The organism is Bartonella ancashensis (genome assembly GCF_001281405.1).
GTDB lineage: Bacteria > Pseudomonadota > Alphaproteobacteria > Rhizobiales > Rhizobiaceae > Bartonella > Bartonella ancashensis.
The window spans coordinates 1,443,238-1,467,695 of record NZ_CP010401.1; the positions used below are offsets into that span (position 1 = coordinate 1,443,238).

Consider the following 24,458-nt stretch of genomic DNA (forward strand, 5'->3'; position numbering starts at 1 on the left):
CTAAAGCACCCGCTCACGTTAAAAGCGAAAGTTGTGTACACATATTTTACTGTAAAATATCTTTGTGAGGATCTGGTGGAAACGCCGTATGAAAAAATTCACCCCGCAAAAGCTTATAAGCCTCATTTAACTGAACATCATCTTTGGGATCTTTCGGGACAAAAGCGACCGAACCAGATCCTTTATCACTTTCTTCTTTGCCCTTAATATGCCCCTTTAATTCAGATTCCCCGAGAGTCATATCATAACCTTTGTATTTTTCAGGCAACGGCTGCTCTACGATAATATCCGGTGTAATGCCAATTCCCTGAATAGATGTGCCAGATGGTGTGTAATAGAGAGCTGTGGTTAAGCGTAGAGCACCATCCTCACCTAACGGAATAATTACTTGAACAGATCCTTTACCAAAAGATTGAGTTCCTAAAATTGTAGCACGACGGTGATCTTGCAAAGCACCTGCCACAATCTCAGAAGCGCTTGCTGAACCACCATTAACAAGCACAATGATAGGTTTTCCGTGAGTCAAATCCCCTTGTTGAGCATCAAATCTCATCACATCATCCTTTTTACGACCACGAGTCGAAACAATTTCCCCTTTATCAAGAAAAGCATCCGTGACGGCAACAGCCTGATCCAAGAGACCACCAGGATTGAGTCGTAAATCAAGAACGTACCCTTTTAACTTATCTGCGGGAATATGAAATTGAATATCCTTAATGGCATCCCGAAGATCTGAAAAAGTCTTTTCAGTAAATTGGATAAGCCTTAAATAACCTATATCACCCTCAATACGATATTTAACTGCCTTTACTTTTATAACATCACGAACTACCTTAACATCAAACGATTTCTCAGAACCAGAACGAATAATCGTCAACGTAATGGATGTTCCAGCAGGACCTCGCATTTGATCAACCGCCTCATTCAAGGTTTGACCACTGACCTGTTTTCCATCAATTTTTGAAATAAGATCTCCTGCTAAAATACCTGCTCTTTCAGCAGGTGTATCATCCATCGGAGCAACAACCTTAACCAAATTATTCTCCATGGTTACTTCGATACCAAGGCCTCCAAATTCTCCTTTCGTTGAATCCTGCATATCTTTAGCTTTCGCAGCATCCATATAAGATGAATGTGGATCAAGTGATGAAAGCATGCCATTAATAGCACTTTCAATAAGCTTTTGATCATCTGGGACCGTAACATATTGTGCGCGTACCCGCTCAAAAATATCACCAAATATGGCCAGCTTCTTATAAGTATTTCCTTCATTATTAGCAGCTATAGGCTGTACCATAACCATCAAACCAGCGCTGAAAAACACCCCAGCGACAAAAAAACAACTTTACGAATCATTTTTGTTCCTTTTCGATCTTTCGGTACGCCACCAAGGAGTTGGATTCACAGGTTTTCCATCCTTTCTAAATTCAATGTAAAGCATCGGAGAATTTTTTCCTACATCTAATGCAAGGGTACTCGCAACAAACCGCGTCCCCATCATACCAATAGGTTCACCCGAAAGCACAAACTGCCCCTGTTTTACACCCGTTCTAGCCATCCCCACAAAGACAATATGATAACCACTTCCAACATCAAGAATGACTAGCTGTCCATATGAACGAAATAACCCAGAAAAAACAACAAGAGCATTAACAGGAGATAAAACCACAGCAGCCGCTTCTGTTTCAATGATTTCACCAAAACGGGTAGCGTATGAACCATTTTTAAATTGCTGGATTTTTTTTCCTGCAACAGGCGAAAGCAAGGCCCCTTTTTGATTTTCAAAATCAAGGTTTCTCAATAGTTGCAGATTCTCTTGCATCTGTACAGACAAATCAGAACTTACCTGTGACTGATGATTAAGCTCTAGAATTAACTCTTCTAAAGATTGGCTTTTTTCGGCAAGACGAACATTCCTCTGCTGTTGTTCCGTAAGCTCCTTCTCTGATATTTTTTGTAATTTTGCTTTTTCATCTAGTAACAGTTCCAAATGTTTTCGTTGCTCAACTTGCTTTTTTATTTCAAGTGCTAACGCTGTACGTTCTTTGGTAATTGACCGCGCTAAATCATTTAACTCTCGGAGCCTTTTTGTCAAATCTTGTATTTTTTCTTGCATCTGAGGAATGACATTCTCTAGCAAAACAGAGCTCCGAATGGAAGCTAATACATCTTCAGGACGTGCTATAATAGCAGGAGGAAGATCTAACCCTATTCGTTCTAAAATAGAGAGTACTTCTACAAACTCATCTCGATGATCTTTTAATTTTTGATGAGACTGCGTTTGCTGTTGTACAAGTTTCTTAAGTTTTTTCTCCGTTTCAGCCACACTGGCTACAGCATCACGTTCTGCTTTAGCAACCTTTATAAGTTCATTAGTCAAAATATGTTTGTCTTTCTTTAAATCATCAACTTTTTTAGTTAACCGCAAGATTTGCTCACGCGATAGGGAAATATCACGATAGACTTCTTCCAAAGTTTCATGTGTTACCTCAACGCTGTATATATCCCTAACATCCAAGAAAGACAAAAAACACACTATGCTCAACATCATAAACATTGTGCATTTTCTATATAAAAAACAGATCCCTTTATAAGGAAATAAATTCATCTACCTGACCGAAAACCTCATTGCAAAACAAAGCAAACCTTAGACGATATCGCCTAAAACAATATTAATATATAAAACTCAAAATCGATGATATGGGTGATTACTTAAAATCGTTACAGCGCGATATAACTGTTCTGTAAGTAGTATACGTGCAATTTGATGTGGCCACGTCATAAAACCAAAAGATAAAAGAAAATCCGCACGATCCCTAACTTTCTCGCTGTGCCCATCCGGACCTCCCAAAGCAATTATCAAATCACGAACACCTTCCCCACGGTATAATGCTATTCTTTCAGCAAAAGAAACTGATGATATCGATTTTCCACGCTCATCACAGACAATTAATCGGCATCTTTCCGGTAAAACTTCAAGCAATTTTTTTCCCTCTTCTTCCATACGTTGATGTGACGTCTGGGAACGACTTTCCGTTATTTCTTGCATTTTTCCGAAATGAAGGCCCATAGTTTTAGCGCTTTTAGAAAAACGATCCAAGTAACGATGAACTAATTTTTGTTCAATTCCTTCCTTCATGCGACCAATAGCAAAAATAGAAATTTGCACGTCAATTATCTCCAACTAAAATCGTCTGCATATTATCCAGATCTGGAGTAAGCCACATTTTTTCTAAATTATAAAATGCACGAATTTCTGGCCGAAAAAGGTGAATGATGATATTACCTGTATCAATCAGTACCCAATCTCCTCCTGAAAGCCCCTCTACTCGTGCTGTGCCATATCCGTTTTCTTTCCAAATACTCAACAAATGACCAGCAACAGCTAACACATGACGATGCGAATGCGCTGAAGCAATAATAACGTGATCGGCTAAAAACGACTCTCCTTGAAGATCAATGGAAACAATATCTTCTGCCTTCATATCTTCTAAGTTCTTAAGTATAATTTTAAGATTATCAATCACAGAAAAAAATTTCCTTTCTACTAAATAAAAAAAGAATCTATTATCATATTTTTTCCAAGTATTTTCTAAATAAGTTCCTCTTCTTATCATACCTAATAGCGAACTCTTCTCATAAGAATTTTAAGAAAAATTATCCGTCTTTAAACGCAACTTCGTCGAAGACAGAAAAGATAAAGGCCCATGCAAATAAATCCAAGCTGGTGGAGCCATAGAAGGTAATAAAATACTTTTTCTTTCATCTAAACGACAATATCGATAAATTTGTGCCATTGGAGAAGCAAGTGCTGACATGCGCGCAAAAGGACGATCAATCACTGCAATTGGAAGCATCCAAACAATATCTCGCCATCTATGCCAGTGATGAATTGTCGCTAAACTATCTGCTCCCATAACCCATACGAAAGAGATCCCCTTATAACGTAAATGAAGATAAGAGATCGTTTCTATTGATAATGTACTGCCTATCGCATGTTCAAAACTAGTAACACGAATCTTTGGGTGATGTGTTAATTCAGCACTTAGCCGTACCCTTTCATGCAATGGAAGTAGCTGTGTAGAATCTTTGAGGGGATTTCCCGGAGTTACCATCCACCATAACTGATCAAGACGTAAACGACGAATTGCTGTCTTTGCTACAAGAAGGTGTCCCATATGTGGTGGATTGAATGAACCACCAAAAAGGCCAACAATATTTGACCTCTCAACATGCGGTACACGATCTTCCCATAGAAAAAACTTCTTCAAGGCCTAACTTGTCCATTTCCTCTTACATGATACTGAAATGATGTCAGCTGCTCAACACCTATCGGACCACGTGCATGCATTTTACCCGTTGCAATACCAATTTCTGCTCCAAAACCAAATTCTCCTCCATCTGCGAATTGTGTAGATGCATTGTGAAGCAAAATAGCCGAATCTAAACGACTAAAAAATAAATCAACAACCTTCATATCCTCAGCAATGATTGATTCCGTATGTCCTGATGAATAACGTTCAATATGCTTAACTGCTTCTTCAATCCCTTCTACTGTTTTGACAGACAAAATTGCATCGAGATATTCCTGAGACCAATCTTCTTCACATGCAAGTGAGATTGTTGGCATAAGTGAAACAATATCCTCTGTTGCACGAATCTCACATCCATTTTCCTGCAACGCAATCAGAACAGGAAGAAATTTTTTTAACGCCTTACGATCAATTAAAACCGTCTCAACAGCCCCACATACACCCGTTCGACGTAATTTTGCATTGAGGACAATGTCGCGTGCCATATCCACCTCTGCCGATTGGTCAATATAAATATGACAAAGACCCTCTAAATGTGCAAAAACAGGAACACGCGCGTCAGATTGAACACGTGAAACAAGACCTTTTCCTCCACGGGGAATGATAACATCAATTGTGCCATCTAATCCCTTTAGCATCTCTCCAACAGCGCTACGATCAGTAGTTCCAACCATTTGAACAGCATCTACTGGGATACCAGCTTTTTCTAAACCGATAACTAAAGCAGCATGAAGAGCATGTGCAGAATGAAAACTATCTGAACCACCACGCAAAATAGAGGCGTTACCAGATTTTAGGCATAAAGCACTTGCATCCACTGTAACATTTGGCCGACTTTCATAAATTACACCGATAACGCCAAGGGGTGTCCGCACACGGCGTATATGAAGCCCATTTGGACGCACCCACTCATCCATAACCTGTCCGACAGGATCAGGCAAACACGCAATTTGATGAACACTTTTTACTATTGCAGACAAACGCGACTGATCCAATTTTAGACGATCAACCATCGCTGCTTTCATCTTATTTTGAGCGGCTCTTACCAAATCTTCACTGTTTGCACGCAAAATGTTATCTGATTGAGCTTCTAAACTCAAAGCTACCATTTCTAACGCATATTTTTTTTGTTCCGCAGAAATATTCGCAAGCACCAAAGAAGCATCACGTGCTTTCTTCCCGATAACCTTCATATTCTCTTCTAAAGTCATGCTATCATCCATTTCTCTAAAAATAGAAAAAATATCTCTCTCAAACCGAGTTGGTCAGCTCGTACAAAACCATATCATCCCGATGTACAACCGCAGAACGCGACTCATAACCCAAAATATGTCCTATTTCCTCACTTTTACACCCTATGATACGTACAACCTCATCTTTGTTGTAACTCACCAAGCCACGAGCAACTTCAACTTCATTTTCGTCAATAATTCTCACGGTATCTCCACGAGAAAATATTCCTTTAACCTCCGTAATACCTACAGCCAATAACGATTTGCCAGCTTGAAGTGCTTTTATCGCCCCTTGGTCAATAATCAAAGTACCAGATGGTTCTAAATAACCAGAAATCCAAGTTTTCCAAGCAGTTGTTGGCTTTTCACTAGGAGCAAAAAAACTACAGCGCTCTCCCTTATCAATCGCAGAAAGGGGATTCATACGTTTTCCTGAAGTAATAATCATGGCTATACCTGCTGAATGAGCTATTTTTCCAGCATCCAATTTTGTCTTCATTCCACCTCGCGAAAGCTCTGAAGCAGCAACTCCTGCCATTTTTTCAATATCACTTGTGATAGATGAAATAAAAGGGACAAATTCTGCGTCTGGATCCAAATGGGGAGAACTCGTATAAAGACCATCAATATCTGACAAAAGTATCAGAAGATCTGAATTCATCATTGTTGCAACGCGGGCAGCGAGGCGGTCATTGTCACCATAACGAATTTCACTTGTAGCAACAGTATCATTTTCGTTAATGACAGGAATTGCTTCAAAATGCAAAAGTACATTTATAGTTGCACGTGCATTAAGATAACGTCGACGCTCTTCCGTATCTAAAAGTGTAAGCAAAATCTGCCCACTCCTTAACCCATGCAAAGCAAGAGCTTCAGAATAAGCTTTGGCAAGCTCAATTTGGCCCAATGCTGCACATGCTTGACTTTCTTCCAATCTCAAAGTTCTCCTACGGAGACACAGGGCCGTTCGTCCTAATGCAATAGCACCGGAGGATACTAGTAAAACTTCTACTCCCTTCTTGTGTAAGGTAGCAACATCACTTACTAAACTCTTCAGCCATTCAGTTCGTAAACCTGCCTGAGGATCTACCAAAAGCACAGAACCAACTTTAACGACGATACGTTTATATTTTTCAAGCTTTTGTAATCCAATTGTCATACAATTAATCCCGTTCATCTCCACTGACATGAGCTTGGCTTGCTACTTCAACCACACGTAAGATAGAACGCAATACATGATCCAAACCCTCATGGCTAACCGCAGAAAACATTATAACGGGCTGATCAATTAACTTTTGTAAAACGTCTTGTTTAGCTTTTCGCTCTTCAATAGAGAGGGTATCTATTTGACTTAAGGCTACAATCTCAGTCTTATCACTTAAACCATTTCCATATGCTTCTAATTCTCGACGAATGATTTTATATGCTTTTGCCACATCTTCTTCTTGGGCAGAAATCAAGTGAAGTAAAACACGACAACGCTCCACATGACCTAAAAAACGATCGCCAATCCCTATACCTTCATGTGCTCCTTCAATCAAACCAGGAATGTCAGCCAAAACAAACTCACGGTTATCAACACGAGCAACACCAAGATGAGGATACAACGTTGTAAAAGGATAATCTGCAATTTTCGGTTTTGCTGTTGTTATCGATGCCAAAAACGTTGATTTTCCCGCATTTGGCAAACCAATAATTCCTCCATCAGCAATTAATTTCAAGCGTAACCAAAGCGCACGTTCCTCTCCACTCAAACCTGGATTAGCACGACGTGGAGCTCGATTGGTAGACGTTACGAAATGAAGATTACCAAAACCTCCATTGCCTCCTCTCGCAAGACAATAACGCTGACCAACCATTGTTAAATCACAAATCAATGTCCTGTTATCTTCTTCAAAAATTTGTGTACCAACTGGTACTTTTAGGACAACATCATCACCCTTCGCACCTGTCATATTTCGTCCTTTTCCATGTCCTCCTACTTTTGCTCTAAAATGTTGCTGATAACGGTAATCAATCAGTGTATTAAGCCCATCAACAACAACAGCCCAGACATCTCCACCACGCCCACCATTACCTCCATCAGGACCTCCAAACTCTATGAATTTTTCACGACGAAACGAAACCGCTCCTGCTCCACCATTACCAGAACGAACGTAGACTTTAGCTTGATCAAGAAATTTCATAGAAACGCTCTCTATACTACCATTATCACTGCGAATAACACGCTAGTCGTAACAGTTTTTTACCATTTAAAAAGAAAAACCACATACGACATCATTGATAACTTTGATATTCCGATATTTTAATTGCTTAACTTCTTTCCCTTTTCAAAAATAGAAATCACCATTACACACCTTTTTCCCCTTTAAACTGAAGTGCCAAAATATAAAGCTCAACAGATTCAGCTCTGCTAGAGGGAGGTTTTACGTGATGTACTTTCTTGAAGTTCTGTTTCAAAGTTGCAAGAAGAGCACTCTCCGCTCCTCCCTGAAAGGTCTTTGCTAAAAAATGTCCACCAGGCTTAAGAACCGAAATAGCAAAATAAGCAGCAGCCTCGCATAAATGAATTGTCTTCAAGTGATCTGTATAACGATGACCTGTCGTTGGTGCAGCCATATCAGAAAGTATAACATCTGGCTTTTCTTTTAAAACACTCATTAATTGCTGCTCAGCCTCCTCATGAAAAAAATCCATTTCCAATGCCACAACTCCTGGAAGTGGATCCATATGCAAATAATCAATACCAACCACACTGGGAGCATGGTTATTAGATCCCACTATCTGTACAGCTACTTGACACCACCCTCCAGGTACAGCGCCCAAATCAATGATTTTTTGACCTTTTTTTAGAATCTTATAGCGATTATTAATTTCAATTAATTTATAAGCAGCACGCGAACGGTAACCATCAATTTTTGACTGATGAACATAGGGATCATTTAAGTGCCTCTCCAACCACCGCCGTGACGACGCCTTAATAGTACCAGCTTTCTTCTTAACCCGTTGATACAGCTCATGAGAGCCTGCACCACCACGTCCACCTCGCGCTGTTTTTGTTGTTTTTTTCATAATTACTCATAATTTCTATATTCTAACTATTGCAAATTCTTTAGACATTTTCCTCGGTGATAAAATCTACATCACATCAGTTTCACCCTAATTTTTTCTTCAGTCCGCAAACAGAATTCTTGATTATTAATCACACTACACCTCTCACGACATAAAATTTACATAAATTAGCTAGGACAATCTTTTTCCTGCCTAATGAAAAAATATTCTACATTTTATTCTTAACAACGATAACCTTTTTGACCACGGAAAAACACACCATGTTCAGATATCATTCGCTTGATTCTAGTCATCATATTTTTAGATAAAGCTCACTCGCTACTAAAATCACAATTAACTCAAAAACCTCTGAAAACAATTTCGAAGTGATGTCATTGTGACATAATCATTTCAAAAGACACCATTTTTTTAAAATATGTGGCCAATATATCCTCATCAAAAAAGAAACAGTCTTAAACTATCATTGCTAAATACAAAATTATAGCATTGTACCAAAAATGACAAAATAATAGGTAAACTAATCTTCTGTGCCGTCATAAAAATATGATTGTATCAACTATGCACTTATGACCCATGTTGACAAACATATCATCTGCTCAAAAAAATGAGCTTCCAAATATCTAACCAATGCTTTTTAATTAAGGAAAAAACTACGCACTCAAAAAATACTATTCGTTTTTCTTACCGAAACAGCTGAGCAACGTAAAAAATAGAACATCTTATTCAAATTTTATCGCTGCAAAGAAGTAAGCGCTTCTCTTAACCCTTTAAATGGAGCCATAAAGACGAATTTTTTCTCATCCTTAAGCTGATAAAAAATACGAACAGAACTTTCCTGCTCTATTAGTTGACTGAGAACTGGTTCTAATAAAATCTGCGCTAAACAAACTGTATCATCACACTGCGTATAATTGATAAAAATAGGTTCTTTCTTACCCTCTATAAATAGTTGAATAGGAACATTTATATCAGCGTCTGGAAGCATCCGTAAAAGCATAACTGCTTGACCGCTCTTCGTTAATACAAGAGACCAACTAAAAATCGTATGATCTTCTTCATCATGAATCGTCTGCGTCACATTGCACACCCCCTGTCCAAGTGACGGATTTTCATCACAAAGCAGAGTCCAATGATAAAACTGCATAATAACTCGGCGCACCTCCCCTGGTTCACCACTAGGAACAGATAACCGAGGAGGATGTACAGTGTAAACACAATTATCCTCATGAGCAAAACCTGCGTTACTTACTAACGAGGAAAAAATCAATAAACAGCCAAAAACAATATTATGAAATTTTATCATTAATTTAAAGTAACACTCAACCCTGCACCAATGCCCCAATGCCGTCCAGTATTTGTCATAGAAAAAATTAGACCTTATTTTACCATCTTCTGATGTATAGCCAGCACCAAAAGCAAATGCTGACTGACTCCGCCAGAGGCCACTCCCAAACGCAATACTGAGCGCTCCAGGTGTATCGTCATAACGCAAATTAGCAACAGCCAAACCGATCGCAGCAGATTGTCGTGCTTCCTTTTTTGCATCTTCAACAGCATAACTTAAAGTATCAAATCTCATATCAGTGTATTTCTTTGATTCCTCAAGCACAATCTCCGTCTGTTCCTTAGTGTATTCATACAGCTGGCCACCATTAATTGCTTGTTTTGAACCTTCTTCGATTTTGCCATCAGCTACATTGTCAATTAAAACAGGTTTTCCCTCATCACCACCCTGTAGAGTAATACTGTTAGTTTTTTTGCCATTCTCATCTTTATCATAAACAACAGCAGCACCGTTATTCGCGCCATCAATTGAATTTTCAAGATCATTTATCTTATTCTCAAGATCATTCTTAACATCCCAAAGCTGACCACCATTGACAGCATCTTTTGAACCTTCTTCAACCTTACCATCAGCTACATTTACGATAGAACTAGGTTTCCCACCATGACTAGCATCATATGCACCTTCTTTTTCATTCCAATTTAGAGAATTATTATTCCCACCATGACCTTGTTCAAGATCATTAATACGATTATTAAGTCCTGCTATAGTTTCGTTCATGCCATTAAAAGCATCTCCAACATTATTATAGGACTTCCTTGAAGAAAGAGAACCATCAGCTAGAAATTGAATGACATTAAAGACAGGATTGGTCCACCGTTCGTTATTAAACTCAGCACCACCACCAAAATAAGAAGCAAGCTGTTTATTTAAAGAATATAATTGGTTCCCTGTGATGGCTTCTGTTGATTGATCGGTAATACTTCCATCCAAAAGGAACTTAAGTTTACTTTTTTTGTTTTCATCACCTTCCCTATGAAGAGCGACAAATGCGCCATCTTTTTCGCTCCATACCAGCGCATTTTCTCCAACTTTAGAGACATCATTCTTAATCTGTGTCAACGATAGATCAACACCTGAAAAAGCAGCTGCTACATTATGGTAATCACTGCCTTGGATCGTAAAAGTCGGTGCTGTATTTGCTCCACCATTGACACCAATAACGGCACCACCACCAAAATAATTTTCTACCGACTTATTTATGCTGTGAATCTGACGACCCGTGACAACATAATTCGATTTCTCATCAATCTGACCATCTGCTACATTCGCAATTAATGCAAGCTTTCCACCGTGACTAGCATCATACGCTCCTAAAGGCTTTCCTGTATTGGGATCCGTAGGCCCTATATCTTTATTCCAACTTAAAGCATTATCATTCTCACCTTGTGTAATACCAGCAAGATCTTTTTTAATCTGTGCAAGTGATAAATCAACACCTGAAAAAGCAGCTGAAACATTACGATAATCCGTGCCTTGAATCGTAAAAGTCGGTGCTGTATTTGCTCCACCATTGACACCAATAACGGCACCACCACCAAAATAATTTTCTACCGACTTATTTATGCTGTGAATCTGACGACCCGTGACAACATAATTCGATTTCTCATCAATCTGACCATCTGCTACATTCGTAATTAATGCAAGTTTTCCACCGTGACTAGCATCATACGCTCCTAAAGGCTTTCCTGTGCTAGGATCCGTAGGCCCTATATCTTTATTCCAACTTAAAGCATTATCATTCCCACCTTGTGTAATACCGGCAAGATCTTTTTTAATCTGTGTCAACGATAGATCAACACCTGAAAAAGCAGCTGAAACATTACGATAATCCGTGCCTTGGATCGTAAAAGTCGGTGCTGTATTTGCTCCACCATTCACACCAATAACGGCACCACCACCAAAATAATCTTCCACTGACTTATTTATGCTGTGAATCTGACGACCCGTGACAACATAATTCGATTTCTCATCAATCTGACCATCTGCTACATTCGCAATTAATGCAAGCTTTCCACCGTGACTAGCATCATACGCTCCTAAAGGTTTTCCTGTGCTAGGATCCGTAAGCCCTATATCTTTATTCCAACTTAAAGCATTATCATTCTCACCCTGTGTAATACCAGCAAGATCTTTTTTAATCTGTGTCAACGATAGATCAACACCTGAAAAAGCAGCTGAAACATTACGATAATCCGTGCCTTGGATCGTAAAAGTCGGTGCTGTATTTGCTCCACCATTGACACCAATAACGGCACCACCACCAAAATAATTTTCTACCGACTTATTTATGCTGTGAATCTGACGACCCGTGACAACATAATTCGATTTCTCATCAATCTGACCATCTGCTACATTCGCAATCAATGCAAGTTTTCCACCGTGACTAGCATCATACGCTCCTAAAGGCTTTCCTGTGCTAGGATCCGTAAGCCCTATATCTTTATTCCAACTTAAAGCATTATCATTCTCACCCTGTGTAATACCGGCAAGATCTTTTTTAATCTGTGCAAGTGATAAATCAACACCTGAAAAAGCAGCTGAAACGTTACGATAATCCGTGCCTTGAATCGTAAAAGTCGGTGCTGTATTTGCTCCACCATTGACACCAATAACGGCACCACCACCAAAATAATTTTCTACCGACTTATTTATGCTGTGAATCTGACGACCCGTGACAACATAATTCGATTTCTCATCAATCTGACCATCTGCTACATTCGTAATTAATGCAAGTTTTCCACCGTGACTAGCATCATACGCTCCTAAAGGCTTTCCTGTGCTAGGATCCGTAGGCCCTATATCTTTATTCCAACTTAAAGCATTATCATTCCCACCTTGTGTAATACCGGCAAGATCTTTTTTAATCTGTGTCAACGATAGATCAACACCTGAAAAAGCAGCTGAAACATTACGATAATCCGTGCCTTGGATCGTAAAAGTCGGTGCTGTATTTGCTCCACCATTCACACCAATAACGGCACCACCACCAAAATAATCTTCCACTGACTTATTTATGCTGTGAATCTGACGACCCGTGACAACATAATTCGATTTCTCATCAATCTGACCATCTGCTACATTCGCAATCAATGCAAGCTTTCCACCGTGACTAGCATCATACGCTCCTAAAGGCTTTCCTGTGCTAGGATCCGTAAGCCCTATATCTTTATTCCAACTTAAAGCATTATCATTCCCACCTTGTGTAATACCGGCAAGATCTTTTTTAATCTGTGCAAGTGATAAATCAACACCTGAAAAAGCAGCTGAAACGTTACGATAATTCGTGCCTTGGATCTTAAAAATTGGTGCTGTATTTGCTCCACCATTGACACCAATAACGGCACCACCACCAAAATAATTTTCTACCGCCTTATTTATATTAAAAATCTGACTGCCTGTCATAGCATGATCTGATGACGCATTAATTTGGCCTTCCTTAACCCCTCTAAGTATCCGCTTCATGCCATTACTGTGACCAATAGTTATCGAGGTAACGCGCCCTATATTTACCCCAGCCCAACCGATAGCAAGTTCAGACCCTCCAACACCAGCATCCGCACGAAATCTAATGTAGCTTTCTACCTCCTGCTTAAATGCACTCAATTGGAACATATTTACTGCATCGTTATCAGCAATACCATTTTGAACCCCTCTAAGTATCCGCTTAGTGCCATTACTATGACCTATGTTTATCAAGTTAACACGTCCTGCATCTACCCCAGAAAAACCAATAGAAATTTCAGAGCCCCCATTTATACCACCCCCCTTACGAAAACTAAAAAAATTGTTATCTTCTGTCCACTGTCTTAACGCTTTTAGCTGTGCCACATTTACTGCTTCATTATCCTCGCGACCAGCTGCTACCCCAGTTATTTGTCGCGAAGTTCCATTCGCTGTATTTCCAATACCAAGTTCACCGTGTGAACTTTTCCAATACTGATCATTCTTAGTTGAAATAGTATTGGTTATGGGATCGTAACCATAAACACCAGGTCCACGAATAGCTTGAGACTCATAGCCTAAAGCAACAGACCCCATTCCAAGAGCCTTGCTATAAACACCTATACACATTACGTTGCTAGAACCTGTACATAATAAATCATTAACACTTCTACTATTGGCAGATTGTAATCTCAAAGCCTCATCATGAAAATCAGCTACATGAAGAGAGACATCATCACGGTTATCATTATTCCTATTTCTCACAATAGAAATTAACGTAGTAGGATCACTGCCTACAGTACTAATAATTAACCTGTCATCACCTTTTTGATGCGTTTCCTCTTCCCCTTCTTCCGTTTTTATTACATTTTTATAATCACGAATACGCTCTTTTTCTTCACCCTGTAATGCATTTGGATACACTGCATCCACTGTTGCATCCTCTTCACGACTTACTGTAGAAGCTGTCATTTTCCACGATTTACTCCTCCTAACACCACTGGGAAAAAATAGATTAATTCCCCTTACATCATCACCTTCCTGTGTACGATCAAAAATTATAGAAGCATCATACCCCTCATTATTGCTGGATATTTTTGAAATAAATTTATTTTTCTCATGAGGAATTTCATTAAAAGTTTCTAACATTTCTACATTTTTTTCCGCGGTAGCAAAACCATCTGCAATGGTTGGGGATCCATTGAGCAAAAGTGTTACCATTGTAGTCCCGAATACAGTGGCCTTCAAAAGAGGTAGACGGTCAACAGGGAAAATATCTTTTGATTTGTTTGCTTTTAATATCGAAAGGATCTTCATTGTTCCTCCGGGGTTAGCAATGTGTGCTGTAAAAGTAGGGTTGCATGGTTAAGCAGAATTTCATGGAAATTCTAATGAATAGTGGCGCAGAAATTCGCAATTCCGATGCTGGATTTGTTGTTACATCGGTTTCTTGCAAGGTAATTCTGATATTATTGAGGATTATTGCTCATTGGATTAGGGGAATGCAGGAAGATTTCTTGTGTTCTTTGTAAATTTCCCGTTGCCATTTTCCTAGAAGAAGCTTTCCTTTAGGATTTTTTCGACACAACCGGGCGAACAGCCACCACCAGCCCTAGGAGACATGCGCTTCTTGAAAAAGCGACTTCTCCTACCAGATCTCTTAGAGCTAAGATATAATGCAGAGCTTACTGTACAGCATCACAATTCCCCCTTCAGGATACAGGCAGCCTTTCCACAAAAAAGGCATCTCCCACCCTTATAGAGGAGATCCGGAAAATAGCAAGAAAAAAATAATTCCCGTTATTATAAAGCAAGTTACAAATTGCCACTCACAGGTATTTGTTCTCCTACAACTCAAATGGAGGAGAACTCTCTTAACCGTATCCCCAAATAGATTAGAATTTAGTGAATATTACGCATAACATATTTCTGAAATTGTAGAATATTTAAGTCAATTCAAAGTGATGCTTAATCCAGCACCTATACCCCAATACCCTCCAGCACTTGTTGCTGAAAAATTAGAAAGAATGTTCCCATCTTCAGATGTATACCCAGTACCAAAAGAAAGCGCTGATTGACTGCGCCACAGACCACTTCCAAACGCAACGCTTAATTTACCCGGGGTATCATTATAACGCAAATTGGATACAGCCAAACTGATTGCAGCAGCCTGTCTTGCTTCTTTTGTTGCGTTTTCAATACCATAATTTAAAGTATTAAATTTCATATCAGTGTAATCTTTAGCTCGAGAAACTGCCTCGTTTATTACATTCTTTACTTTTTTATCCGTATATTTTTTTGCTTTATCAAAGATAATTTCCACTTGTTCTTGAGCATAATCATGTAATTGTCCACCATTAATTGCTTGTTTTGAACCATTTTCAATTTTACCATCGGCAACATTATCAATAACAACAGGTTCGCTTTCATTACCGCCTTTTAAGGTAATTGTGTTCGTTTTCTTACCATTTCCATCTTTATCGTAGTTAACACTACCATCCTTGGCTACAACATCTTTTATGATATCTTTCATATCATCGACAGAATTTCCTATATCACTCAGTTTATCGTTAAAATCATTTACCTTATCTTCAAGGTTATTAACTTGATTTTGAACTTTTTTAATATCATCCTTAGCTTCCCAGAGCTGGCCACCGTTAACTGCATCCTTTGACCCCTCTGTAATCTTACCATCGGCTACGTTTGTAATTACACTCGGTTTATCCTTATAACTAGCATCGTAAGATTCTGTCTCTTTATTCCAGTTTAAGGCACTTTGGCCTGTTTCTTGCTCGACCCCAGAAAGGCGATCATTAACATCTGCTACAGCTTTACTAATACCATCAAAGGCGTCAGAGACATTATTGTAGATTTTATTTGTAGAACGAGAACCATTACCAGAAAACTGAATAACATTAAAACTAGGAGCTAACCACTGTCCATTATCATATCCAGCACCACCACCAAAATAAGAAGCAAGTTGATTATTCATCATATAAAGCTGATGTCCTGTAATAGCTTCTGTGGAAGCTTCAGAAACATCTCCATCTAAAAGAAACTTCAATTTACTCTTTTTTTGTTTTTTGCCTTCTCCCTCAGCATGAAGCGCAACAAAAGCATCCTCACTATCACTCCACAATAAAACACGCTGTTGAATATCATCAGTAATATGGGTTTTAATATTTGTAAAAAACTGATCAATCCCAACAAAAGCGGAACCAACATCACGGTATGTTTGGCCCTGAATCTCATATGTTGGAGCAATACCATTCGATATATCTCCATTACCACCTAAATACTGGGATAAGTTACCCTCAGTCTTCCAAAGCTGAGCACCATTAACTGCTTCAGTTGAAAACTGAGAGATCGTTCCCGACTTTACACCAGAAAGTATTCGTTTATCACCATTACTTGCTGCGACACTAATCAGATCAGTTTCAACATCCTGACCAATAGAAATGTAAGATGGTTTTTTATCTTCCACAATTTTTACGCTTCCTGGATGATACTGAACTAAAAGATCCTTAGCACTGCTCATGTTAAGGATCTTTTCATAAAGATCCGTAAAAGAACCATCAATTCCAACAAAAGCAGCACCAATATCACGATATGTTTTACCTTGAATCTTATACATCGGAGCAATATTACTCGAAATATCTGCGCTACCACCTAAATATTGCGATATATTCTTCATAGAATTTTTCATATCAACTTCAAGACTTGCTGTATAATTTTTAACAGTCACTATATCGACAACTGCAGCATTGACACTTGTCTCCAATGTTTTAACCTTTTCATTAGTTACCCAAAGCTGTTTTCCTGTTACGGCATGATCTGAAGTCTCAGAAAGACTAGCGTCTCTAACACCCCTAATTGTTCTTTTTACTCCATCCTTAGTACCAACATTCATCACGCCAGTGTAATCGGGAATATCCCAAGCAATGGCAATTTCGTTATATCCAAAAAAATTCGCATGTTTACGAAACTGAATCAAGCTACTCGTATCTTTTCCTACCATCCAATCTCTTAATGCTTTCAGCTGTGCAACGTTGACCGCTTCATTATCTTGACGACCAGCTGCTACCCCTGTAATCTGTCGAGAGACCTTATAGTTCATATTACCAATACCTATTTCACCATACGTACTCTTCCAGATATAATCATTTGTGGTTGAAACATTACCTGTCACAGGGTCATAACCAGCAACATTAGGACCACGAATAGCTTCAGATTCATAACCTAAAGCGACAGAGCCCATACCTTCTGCACGGCTGTAAACACCAATACACATTACGTTATTAGAATTAGCGCACAATAAACTTTCAACGTTTTTGCTACCAATAGCGCCAGCTTTGCTATAAAATCCATCATCAAAATAATTATAAACGCCTGTAGAAAAATCTAAATCACTGCGATTTTTCTTAACTTCCAAAGCAATTCTTTGAGCAACAAGGTCGTTATTTGAAATACTAACTAAATTTTTTTCCCCTTCCTGATTTTTTTCTTTAGCTAAATTTTCTAACTCATGCACGTCCTGCTCTTTATTGTCTTCCAATTCCCTTAACCACATAATGGCTGCTGCATTATCTAGGCGTTTAGGTACAACTGATATCATATGCTGTACAGTCTTATTTTTTCTACCACCAATACTTATTTTACCAGCAGAATTTTCTTGCACTCTTTTGTAAATTTCTGAAATATCACCACTCTTATAGTCATGGTAATTTGCAATGTTAATACCATCAAAATAGGGATGATAATACAAACTAATAAATGGCAAATAACCATTTCTCATGTTAACCTTGTCATCAAAATACATAACAACATTTAGCGTGCTATTGCCGATAGAGTACGGGATAAGTATACTGCTATTCTGATCGTTGTTGTGCATTTCAAGAATAAGAGGTGCTTTTTTCCGCCTTGTTTCATTCATAAAAAAATCCATCACAAAAGCATCTTTCGGCACTATATTCTTTTCTACCACATCTGCAACAGCAGAAAAAACTGGAAAAAAACTTGATAAAAAGGCTGTTATTACAGCTTTTTCTACTCCGATTTTCGATAAAGGAAAGCAATGAACGAGACTACTATTACCCAAGCAATCCCATTTAAACCTCAATTTTTTTCCCATAATACCCCCTCCGTGAGACAACAGAATAACATCCAACATCGTTACAATGAAAAATGATGCTACCTACGGCGTCCCCTAATTTTCAGAAAAAGAAACGAACAATAATGCAGCTATGCTGCTTAACCACTCTCTCTCAATCTTCTTTAAATATTTTGAAAAAATTTAATTTCAAAAATTTACTCTCTGAGCATACTGCACCACTCATCTTGCAATGCAGCATTTTATTAAAACAATCTCACTGTATAATGATATGAAGTGGAGCAGAAAATCTTTTGATAGTTGCTAATTAAATAACTCTAGCTGATGAGATAGATATTATTCAGAAAATTTCAACTCCACATCATAAAAAACTCATAGCAGCAGTGACTTTCGCCGTTAATTTAAGGTGATTCTTAGTCCAGCTCCTATACCCCAATGACCTCCAGTATTTGTTGCAGAGATATTGGAACGAACCTTGCCACTTTCAGACATATAACCAGCACCAAATGCAAGTGCAGATTGACTGCGCCATAAACCACTTCCGAAAGAAACGCTCAATTTACCAGGCGTATCATCGTAACTCAAATTAGATACAGCCAAACCAACTGCAGCAGCCTGTCTTGCTTCTTTTTTGGCGTTTCTTACATCATAACTTAAAGCACTAAATCTTTTATCCGTATATTTATTAGCCTGATCAACGGCATCATCAATTGCGTCCACAACAATATTCTTCACTTTTTCATCTGTATATTTTTTTGCATCCTCAAGAACAATCTTCATTTTCTCTTGAGTATAGTCATGCAATTGACCCCCATTAACCGCTTGTTTTGATCCCTTTTCTACCTTGCCATCAGCAACGCTATCAATCGTCACAGGTTTACTCTCATCACCACCTTTTAGAGTAAGGCTGTTCGTTTTTTTACCATTCTCATCTTTATCATAAACAACAGTAGCACCATTATTTGCACCATCAATTGAATTTTCAAGATCATTTATCTTATTTTCAAGATCATTAAATATTCCACCAATATCTTCTATTACACTTGAAAGACTGTCCGCTCTTGTATTAAGATAGCCTATGTCCTTTTGAATTCCACTAAATTTATTCCCTATGTTCACTAAAGAATTATTCAAACCACTAAAAGCATCTGAAACGGATCTATGGCGATTTCCACCAGTAACCAGGCCATTTTCACCAAAGCTGAAAAGGCTAAAGATAGGATCTTGTACCCACTGTGCATCATCAAATCTAGCACCACCACCTAAGTATTTTGCTACCTCCGCATGAGCATCATAAAAACGATCACCAAAATTAGCGAGTCTTTCTTTAACTCTAAAAAGCTGAGAACCATTAACGGCTTCTGTCGAACTTTTAGCAACTTTTCCTCTCGCAAGACCTGAAATAATTCTCCCTTTTCCTTCATTATTTACAATATTAATCTTCTTACCACCTTTTTCTTTACCAATTGTGATTATATTGTTATTTTTGTTTTGCTTAACAAGAGTAACATCTGCTAAAGATGTCGGTTCGATAGTAGTATCCGTATTAGATAACGCAGTACTAGCTGAAAAAATTACAATACTAGACAAAAATATTGCTACTGTACCGCTCAATGAACTCATTTGGGATAAAGATATCCTTTTAAAAGAGTAAGGACGCATTCCGTTATTTTTTTTGAAATTAAACATGATTTTTTCATAATGAACTACTCAACTTTTGAATCAAAAAGAGAGAACACCCTTCCCCTCAACAAATGACGAACTCACCCTGCAAGACAACTTTTCTACGTAAAAATGGGAAAAAAAGACAAAAGAACAGCCACAACACTGAAGTTTACTCCAGCATCTTCGACAAAACTTTAAAAGAGAACTAGTTAATGTCAAAAGGACAAAGAACCTTTTGACAAAAAAAACTCAAATGCAAAATATAGCGAAAAAATCCCCTTGCCTAACAAACGCTCACTTCCACAAAGTGCCTACCGCAAACACTTAACTAAAGTCTAAGATAAAACACATAAACAAAATGGCAAGAGCACAAACCTAATTTATTTATTTCCTTAAAACTATTTTTTTAAAGAGATTCAGAAAACACCATCTTGCGCAAAGAACATTCGTCAGGAAACATCCTAAAAACTATACTACTTAAATAGAAAATACCTTTTCAATCTAAAATAAGAAGTGGCTTTTGTTGTGATATAGTTTCCTTAACGTTCCAAAAAGAACTGTTGTCATTACTCGCTGCACTATCTTTTTAATCATATAATTTTCAAAAATTGACAGAAAATTTATTATTTTTCAAACAATAGAATAATTTTACTAACCAAATCAGTTTATACAATTTCTAATGTTGCAAAGAAAAAATTGCTTCACTTAAACCCTTTAAGGGGGCCGTAAAAGAAAATTTTTGTCCACTTTTTACCTGATAGGAAATTTTTACATCACTCCTTTTTTCAACTTGCTCATTAAAGACTTTATCTACAGAAAACTGAGCCAAGCAAACTGCATCATCACATTGTGTGTAACGGACAAAAACAGGATCTTTAATACCCTTTAAAAATATTTGGATAAAACTATTCACATCAGCATCCGGTAATGTTCTCATAATCATAATAGCTTGCCCACTTATCAATGGCGGAGGGAGAGAGGGATTCGAACCGTTAATTTATGCAACATAACAATTTGATTTTATTGATCTTTTTTTAAGGTGCGGAACGATATAACAAGGTAAGGGAATAGGATTTTCCAATTTGCCTCTTGTATAACGGCTTTTAATTGCTTGAAAGCCATTGTTTCAAATGCGTGAAGATCGTATCAAGTGTATTCATAAGACGCTCAAGATCAAGAATGAACAAAAATATTATCAACACTATCCACCTCGTTAAACGAGACATCATTTTCACACCCTGGTAAGTACTGATCATCTCTTGCAAAAGTTCTTTCTCTGATTCTGTGAGCTCTGCATTTTTGTTACTTTATCTTCTTGCCATGTTGCCAATCACACATATGTTCACCTTGCTTGTTGTGCTTTAAAAGATCTCTCGCCAAATTTGGACCAATCATATCTAAATCGTAGCGCTCTAAATAAATTGGTAACCAACCAGTGCAAAACGCCCGTTCATTCGTTGCGCAACCATTGAGAAAGATCAGCACGTACATAAGCATCACTTTTTCTGTTAATCTCATTTTCTACCCCAAACCGTATTTTCGCTATCTTTAATGCACGCTCTGTTTGCTTGAGCTATTCATCTTTCTTTCCAAGATCAAAGGCTTTTACTAAAGCCATAAAAAAAGCAGCAAAAGCTGCTAGAGTAATCAGGAAATATTCTTTCAACCAGGTCATAAGCGTTTTTCCTGAAAACGTTTGGCAACAAAAACAATCCCTCTACAGGCTGCTAAAACCATAATCGAAGCTAAAGCCCATTGCACAGGACCTTGTCCTGTCAAAATTCCTGTTAAACCTGATAAGGATCCAATGATAGATGCTAGAACTTCTGCTTTAAAAGAATGAGTTGGCTCTTTTGTTTCTACTTTTTGATAATTTGAACAAACATAAGCCCCTTTAACCCAGAGCCCAGCTTCTGCTTCCCGACGATTGGCAAGCCCCTATAAACGTTTGCCACCTGCACTGATCCATTTTTGCAATTCAGCCAGGACGAATTCATAATCACCTTTGTTCAGCTTTTTCAAAAGGGTAGAATTACAAAAAGCTTCTGCTCCTACATTATAGCAAAACGATACAAGTGTAGCGAATTGCTGATCAGTCAAAGGAACAGTAACGGCCTGCTCAACAGTGCTCTCAAATTGTTTCAAATCTTGTTCCAGAATGGTCTCTGTTTGGCTTTCAATTATTTTCATACCTTCTTGTATAATAGGTTCTCCTGCTTGTACTGCATGGCCATAATCTATTGTCCATACCCCAATAGCATCTTCATAGGCATGCAAGCGCAGCCCTTCCCATTGCTTAATAAGTGCAAGTCCTTCCTTGGATATTTTCCGCATATGTCTCTCCCCATAAAAAAGCCTATCCTTTACGGACAGGCAGCATTCGTTTCTATTTTGAAAATAGCTAATTTGTTATATTTTTCTCAAACGCCGTACGATTTTGCCATTCAGAGTGATAAGATTGATCATTAGTACGGATAGAATATTGGCCTTGGCGGTCACTTTTCAATGCTTCTAAACGATTGCCTAGAGGACTACGCAGACCCTCAAGTTCAACAGCCTTATCCAGCATGAACAATTTTCTTTGAGCTGTACGCACTAAAGACACAGGAAAACTTTTGGGCGGATTTCCTTCTAAAAGATCCTTACATCGCTTACCAGCAAAGGATTCAATCACTAGATTACTTTTCATTTCACCGCTTTATGCATAATAACATGATACTAATCTAAAGGAAAGGACAAAATCGACATCATCATCGCCCTAAAGAGCAAGGTTTTGCAGCAATCTTTGATAGCTATTTAACACATACGTTCTGCACGCCACAGAGGAAGTGCGCTCCAAATTAAGGATGTGAGACATGAATGAACAAAGCTCAACAATAACTCAACAATCAGAAAACCTAGAAATCAAAACCACAGCTTTAGATAAAATTCTCGATAAAGCCTTAGAGAACGATGTGGATATGAACCGTCTAGAACATCTCATTGCTTTGAGAGAAAAAGAGATCGATCGACAATACTATGAAAAATTCGTGTCTGATCTTTCAGCGATGCAATCTGAATGCAAAGAAATCATCAAAACCGCTACAAATAACTTTACCAATAGTAAATATGCTACTCTTGATTATTATATCGACGGGGTTAGAGAGGCTCTGGCAAAACACCGCTTTGCTCTCTTTTTCTAAAATTAAAAGCCAAACCACAACAAATATTGTGATAGAAATGACACTGGCACATCCCTCTGGTCACAAAGTTTCAACAGATGGAGAATTTCCTATTAATGGAGCCGGTTCCAAAATAAGCATCCAGTCTATTGGTTCAACCATTACCTATGCTCGCCGCTACCTGTTAGGAATGTTACTCAATGTCGCCAGCAAAGATGATGATTTAGATGGGAACAGCTTAGAGACTGTTATGCCTGCATCTCCTCAACAAATCACTGAAATCAAACAATTAATCAAAACAACCAATGCAAATGAAACAAGAATGTTGGCTTTCGTGAAAGCAAATAGCATTTCAGAAATGTCCGATCATCAAGCACAAATCGCTTTGAATAGTTTGAAGGACAGACAACGCATTCAAAGCTCCCAAACACCACAACAAAAATGGTGGCGTAACATGAAACAAAGAACAGCAGAATGGTTTCAAGCACGGTTAGGAAGAGTGACAGCTTCAAACATTGACTATGTCGTCAACAGAACAGTGAAAGGTTTACCAACCAGCAAATATGAAGATTATAAAATCAAACTCATCACAGAACGCTTAACAGGTCAAATCAACCCATCTTATGAAACACAAGCGATGCAATGGGGCGTTGAGCATGAAGATGAAGCCATTGAGGAATACAGTTTCATCTATGATACCCATGTCACCCGATGCGGTTTCATACCCCATCCAACATTTAAAATGGCTGGAGCCAGTCCTGATGGCCTGATTGGGAAAGATGGATTAATTGAGATTAAATGTCCTCAATCAACAACGCATCTACGCTTTTTCCTGAATGGCGATATCAAACCTGAATATCTCTTACAAATGCAGTTCCAAATGGCTTGTACAGGAAGAAAATGGTGCGATTTTGTAAGCTACGATCCACGGTTTACAGACCAGTCAGCCAGATTACGGATGAAAGTTCAACGCATTAACCGCGATGATGAGCAGATTGAACACATTAATAAGGCTGTCGAGAGATTCTTGACAGAAATCGAACAAGACATAAAGCAGATCGGCATCAGAGCTGCTTAAGAAATAGAGAGCGCTTTTCTTCCCCCTAAAGAGTTCTC

The 24,458-nt window shown here is 38.3% G+C and carries 14 protein-coding genes and 8 pseudogenes; 2 read left to right on the top strand and 20 right to left on the bottom strand.

Annotation, left to right across the window (positions count from 1 at the left end; translation table 11 throughout):
* Positions 1-46: 46 nt before the first annotated feature.
* The 20 genes and pseudogenes from PU02_RS06340 to PU02_RS06420 form a co-directional block, all read right to left on the bottom strand.
* Positions 47-1,356: pseudogene (locus tag PU02_RS06340) on the bottom strand (S41 family peptidase).
* The gene (locus tag PU02_RS06345) at positions 1,346-2,548 is read right to left on the bottom strand and encodes a murein hydrolase activator EnvC family protein (protein ID WP_082311431.1); all 1,203 of its coding nucleotides are present in this window, start codon (positions 2,546-2,548) and stop codon (positions 1,346-1,348) included. Before PU02_RS06345 ends, PU02_RS06340 begins: the two are co-directional and overlap by 11 nt.
* Before the next feature lie 138 nt (positions 2,549-2,686).
* On the bottom strand, positions 2,687-3,169 hold the full coding sequence (gene rlmH, locus PU02_RS06350) for a 23S rRNA (pseudouridine(1915)-N(3))-methyltransferase RlmH (protein WP_053944571.1): 483 nt from the start codon (positions 3,167-3,169) through the stop codon (positions 2,687-2,689).
* A 1-nt stretch (position 3,170) separates the two neighbouring features.
* On the bottom strand, positions 3,171-3,617 hold the full coding sequence (gene rsfS, locus PU02_RS06355; RefSeq protein WP_053944572.1) for a ribosome silencing factor: 447 nt from the start codon (positions 3,615-3,617) through the stop codon (positions 3,171-3,173).
* 30 nt (positions 3,618-3,647) lie between these two features.
* Entirely contained in the window at positions 3,648-4,271 is a 624-nt protein-coding gene (locus PU02_RS06360; protein ID WP_053944573.1) for a nicotinate-nucleotide adenylyltransferase, read from the bottom strand.
* Positions 4,268-5,506, bottom strand: a complete 1,239-nt coding sequence (locus PU02_RS06365; protein WP_200903963.1) for a glutamate-5-semialdehyde dehydrogenase — start codon at positions 5,504-5,506, stop codon at positions 4,268-4,270. The genes PU02_RS06360 and PU02_RS06365 overlap by 4 nt, the downstream gene beginning before the upstream one ends.
* A gap of 58 nt (positions 5,507-5,564) precedes the next feature.
* Positions 5,565-6,704 carry a glutamate 5-kinase gene (proB, locus tag PU02_RS06370; protein ID WP_053944574.1) on the bottom strand — a complete coding sequence of 380 codons (1,140 nt, stop codon included), beginning with the start codon at positions 6,702-6,704 and terminating at the stop codon, positions 5,565-5,567.
* A 4-nt stretch (positions 6,705-6,708) separates the two neighbouring features.
* Complete coding sequence (obgE, locus tag PU02_RS06375; protein WP_053944575.1) at positions 6,709-7,731, bottom strand: GTPase ObgE; 1,023 nt, start codon at positions 7,729-7,731, stop codon at positions 6,709-6,711.
* Positions 7,732-7,894: 163 nt separating this feature from the next.
* Complete coding sequence (locus PU02_RS06380; RefSeq protein WP_053944576.1) at positions 7,895-8,617, bottom strand: RlmE family RNA methyltransferase; 723 nt, start codon at positions 8,615-8,617, stop codon at positions 7,895-7,897.
* Between the two features lie 730 nt (positions 8,618-9,347).
* Complete coding sequence (locus PU02_RS06760; protein WP_144417883.1) at positions 9,348-9,920, bottom strand: invasion associated locus B family protein; 573 nt, start codon at positions 9,918-9,920, stop codon at positions 9,348-9,350.
* A pseudogene (locus PU02_RS07020) lies at positions 9,920-10,703 on the bottom strand (YadA-like family protein); the annotation flags it as partial. The pseudogene PU02_RS07020 and the gene PU02_RS06760, both read right to left, overlap by 1 nt.
* Positions 10,704-11,492: 789 nt before the next feature.
* Positions 11,493-14,723, bottom strand: a pseudogene (locus tag PU02_RS07050) (hypothetical protein); the annotation flags it as partial.
* A 634-nt stretch (positions 14,724-15,357) separates the two neighbouring features.
* The gene (locus tag PU02_RS06390; protein ID WP_158404021.1) at positions 15,358-18,537 is read right to left on the bottom strand and encodes a Vomp family autotransporter; all 3,180 of its coding nucleotides are present in this window, start codon (positions 18,535-18,537) and stop codon (positions 15,358-15,360) included.
* A gap of 375 nt (positions 18,538-18,912) precedes the next feature.
* Positions 18,913-19,464, bottom strand: a pseudogene (locus tag PU02_RS07030) (YadA-like family protein); the annotation flags it as partial.
* A gap of 363 nt (positions 19,465-19,827) precedes the next feature.
* Positions 19,828-20,205 (bottom strand): annotated as a pseudogene (locus PU02_RS07035) (hypothetical protein); the annotation flags it as partial.
* A 652-nt stretch (positions 20,206-20,857) separates the two neighbouring features.
* A complete protein-coding gene (locus PU02_RS06400) occupies positions 20,858-21,124 on the bottom strand; it encodes an invasion associated locus B family protein (RefSeq protein ID WP_053944580.1) in 267 nt (88 codons plus the stop codon).
* A gap of 359 nt (positions 21,125-21,483) precedes the next feature.
* Positions 21,484-21,699, bottom strand: a complete 216-nt coding sequence (locus PU02_RS06405) for a hypothetical protein (RefSeq protein ID WP_053944581.1) — start codon at positions 21,697-21,699, stop codon at positions 21,484-21,486.
* Positions 21,632-21,856 (bottom strand): annotated as a pseudogene (locus PU02_RS06410) (hypothetical protein). The gene PU02_RS06405 and the pseudogene PU02_RS06410 overlap by 68 nt, the downstream one beginning before the upstream one ends.
* Positions 21,853-22,515: pseudogene (locus PU02_RS06415) on the bottom strand (lysozyme). Before PU02_RS06415 ends, PU02_RS06410 begins: the two co-directional pseudogenes overlap by 4 nt.
* 67 nt (positions 22,516-22,582) lie before the next feature.
* A complete protein-coding gene (locus PU02_RS06420) occupies positions 22,583-22,870 on the bottom strand; it encodes a type II toxin-antitoxin system RelE/ParE family toxin (RefSeq protein WP_053944582.1) in 288 nt (95 codons plus the stop codon).
* Between the two features lie 166 nt (positions 22,871-23,036).
* On the opposite strand from PU02_RS06420, the pseudogene PU02_RS07040 reads away from it, so the two are divergent.
* Positions 23,037-23,772, top strand: a pseudogene (locus tag PU02_RS07040) (ERF family protein); the annotation flags it as partial.
* A 24-nt stretch (positions 23,773-23,796) separates the two neighbouring features.
* Entirely contained in the window at positions 23,797-24,420 is a 624-nt protein-coding gene (locus PU02_RS06775; RefSeq protein WP_053943610.1) for a lambda exonuclease family protein, read from the top strand.
* Positions 24,421-24,458: the final 38 nt, after the last annotated feature.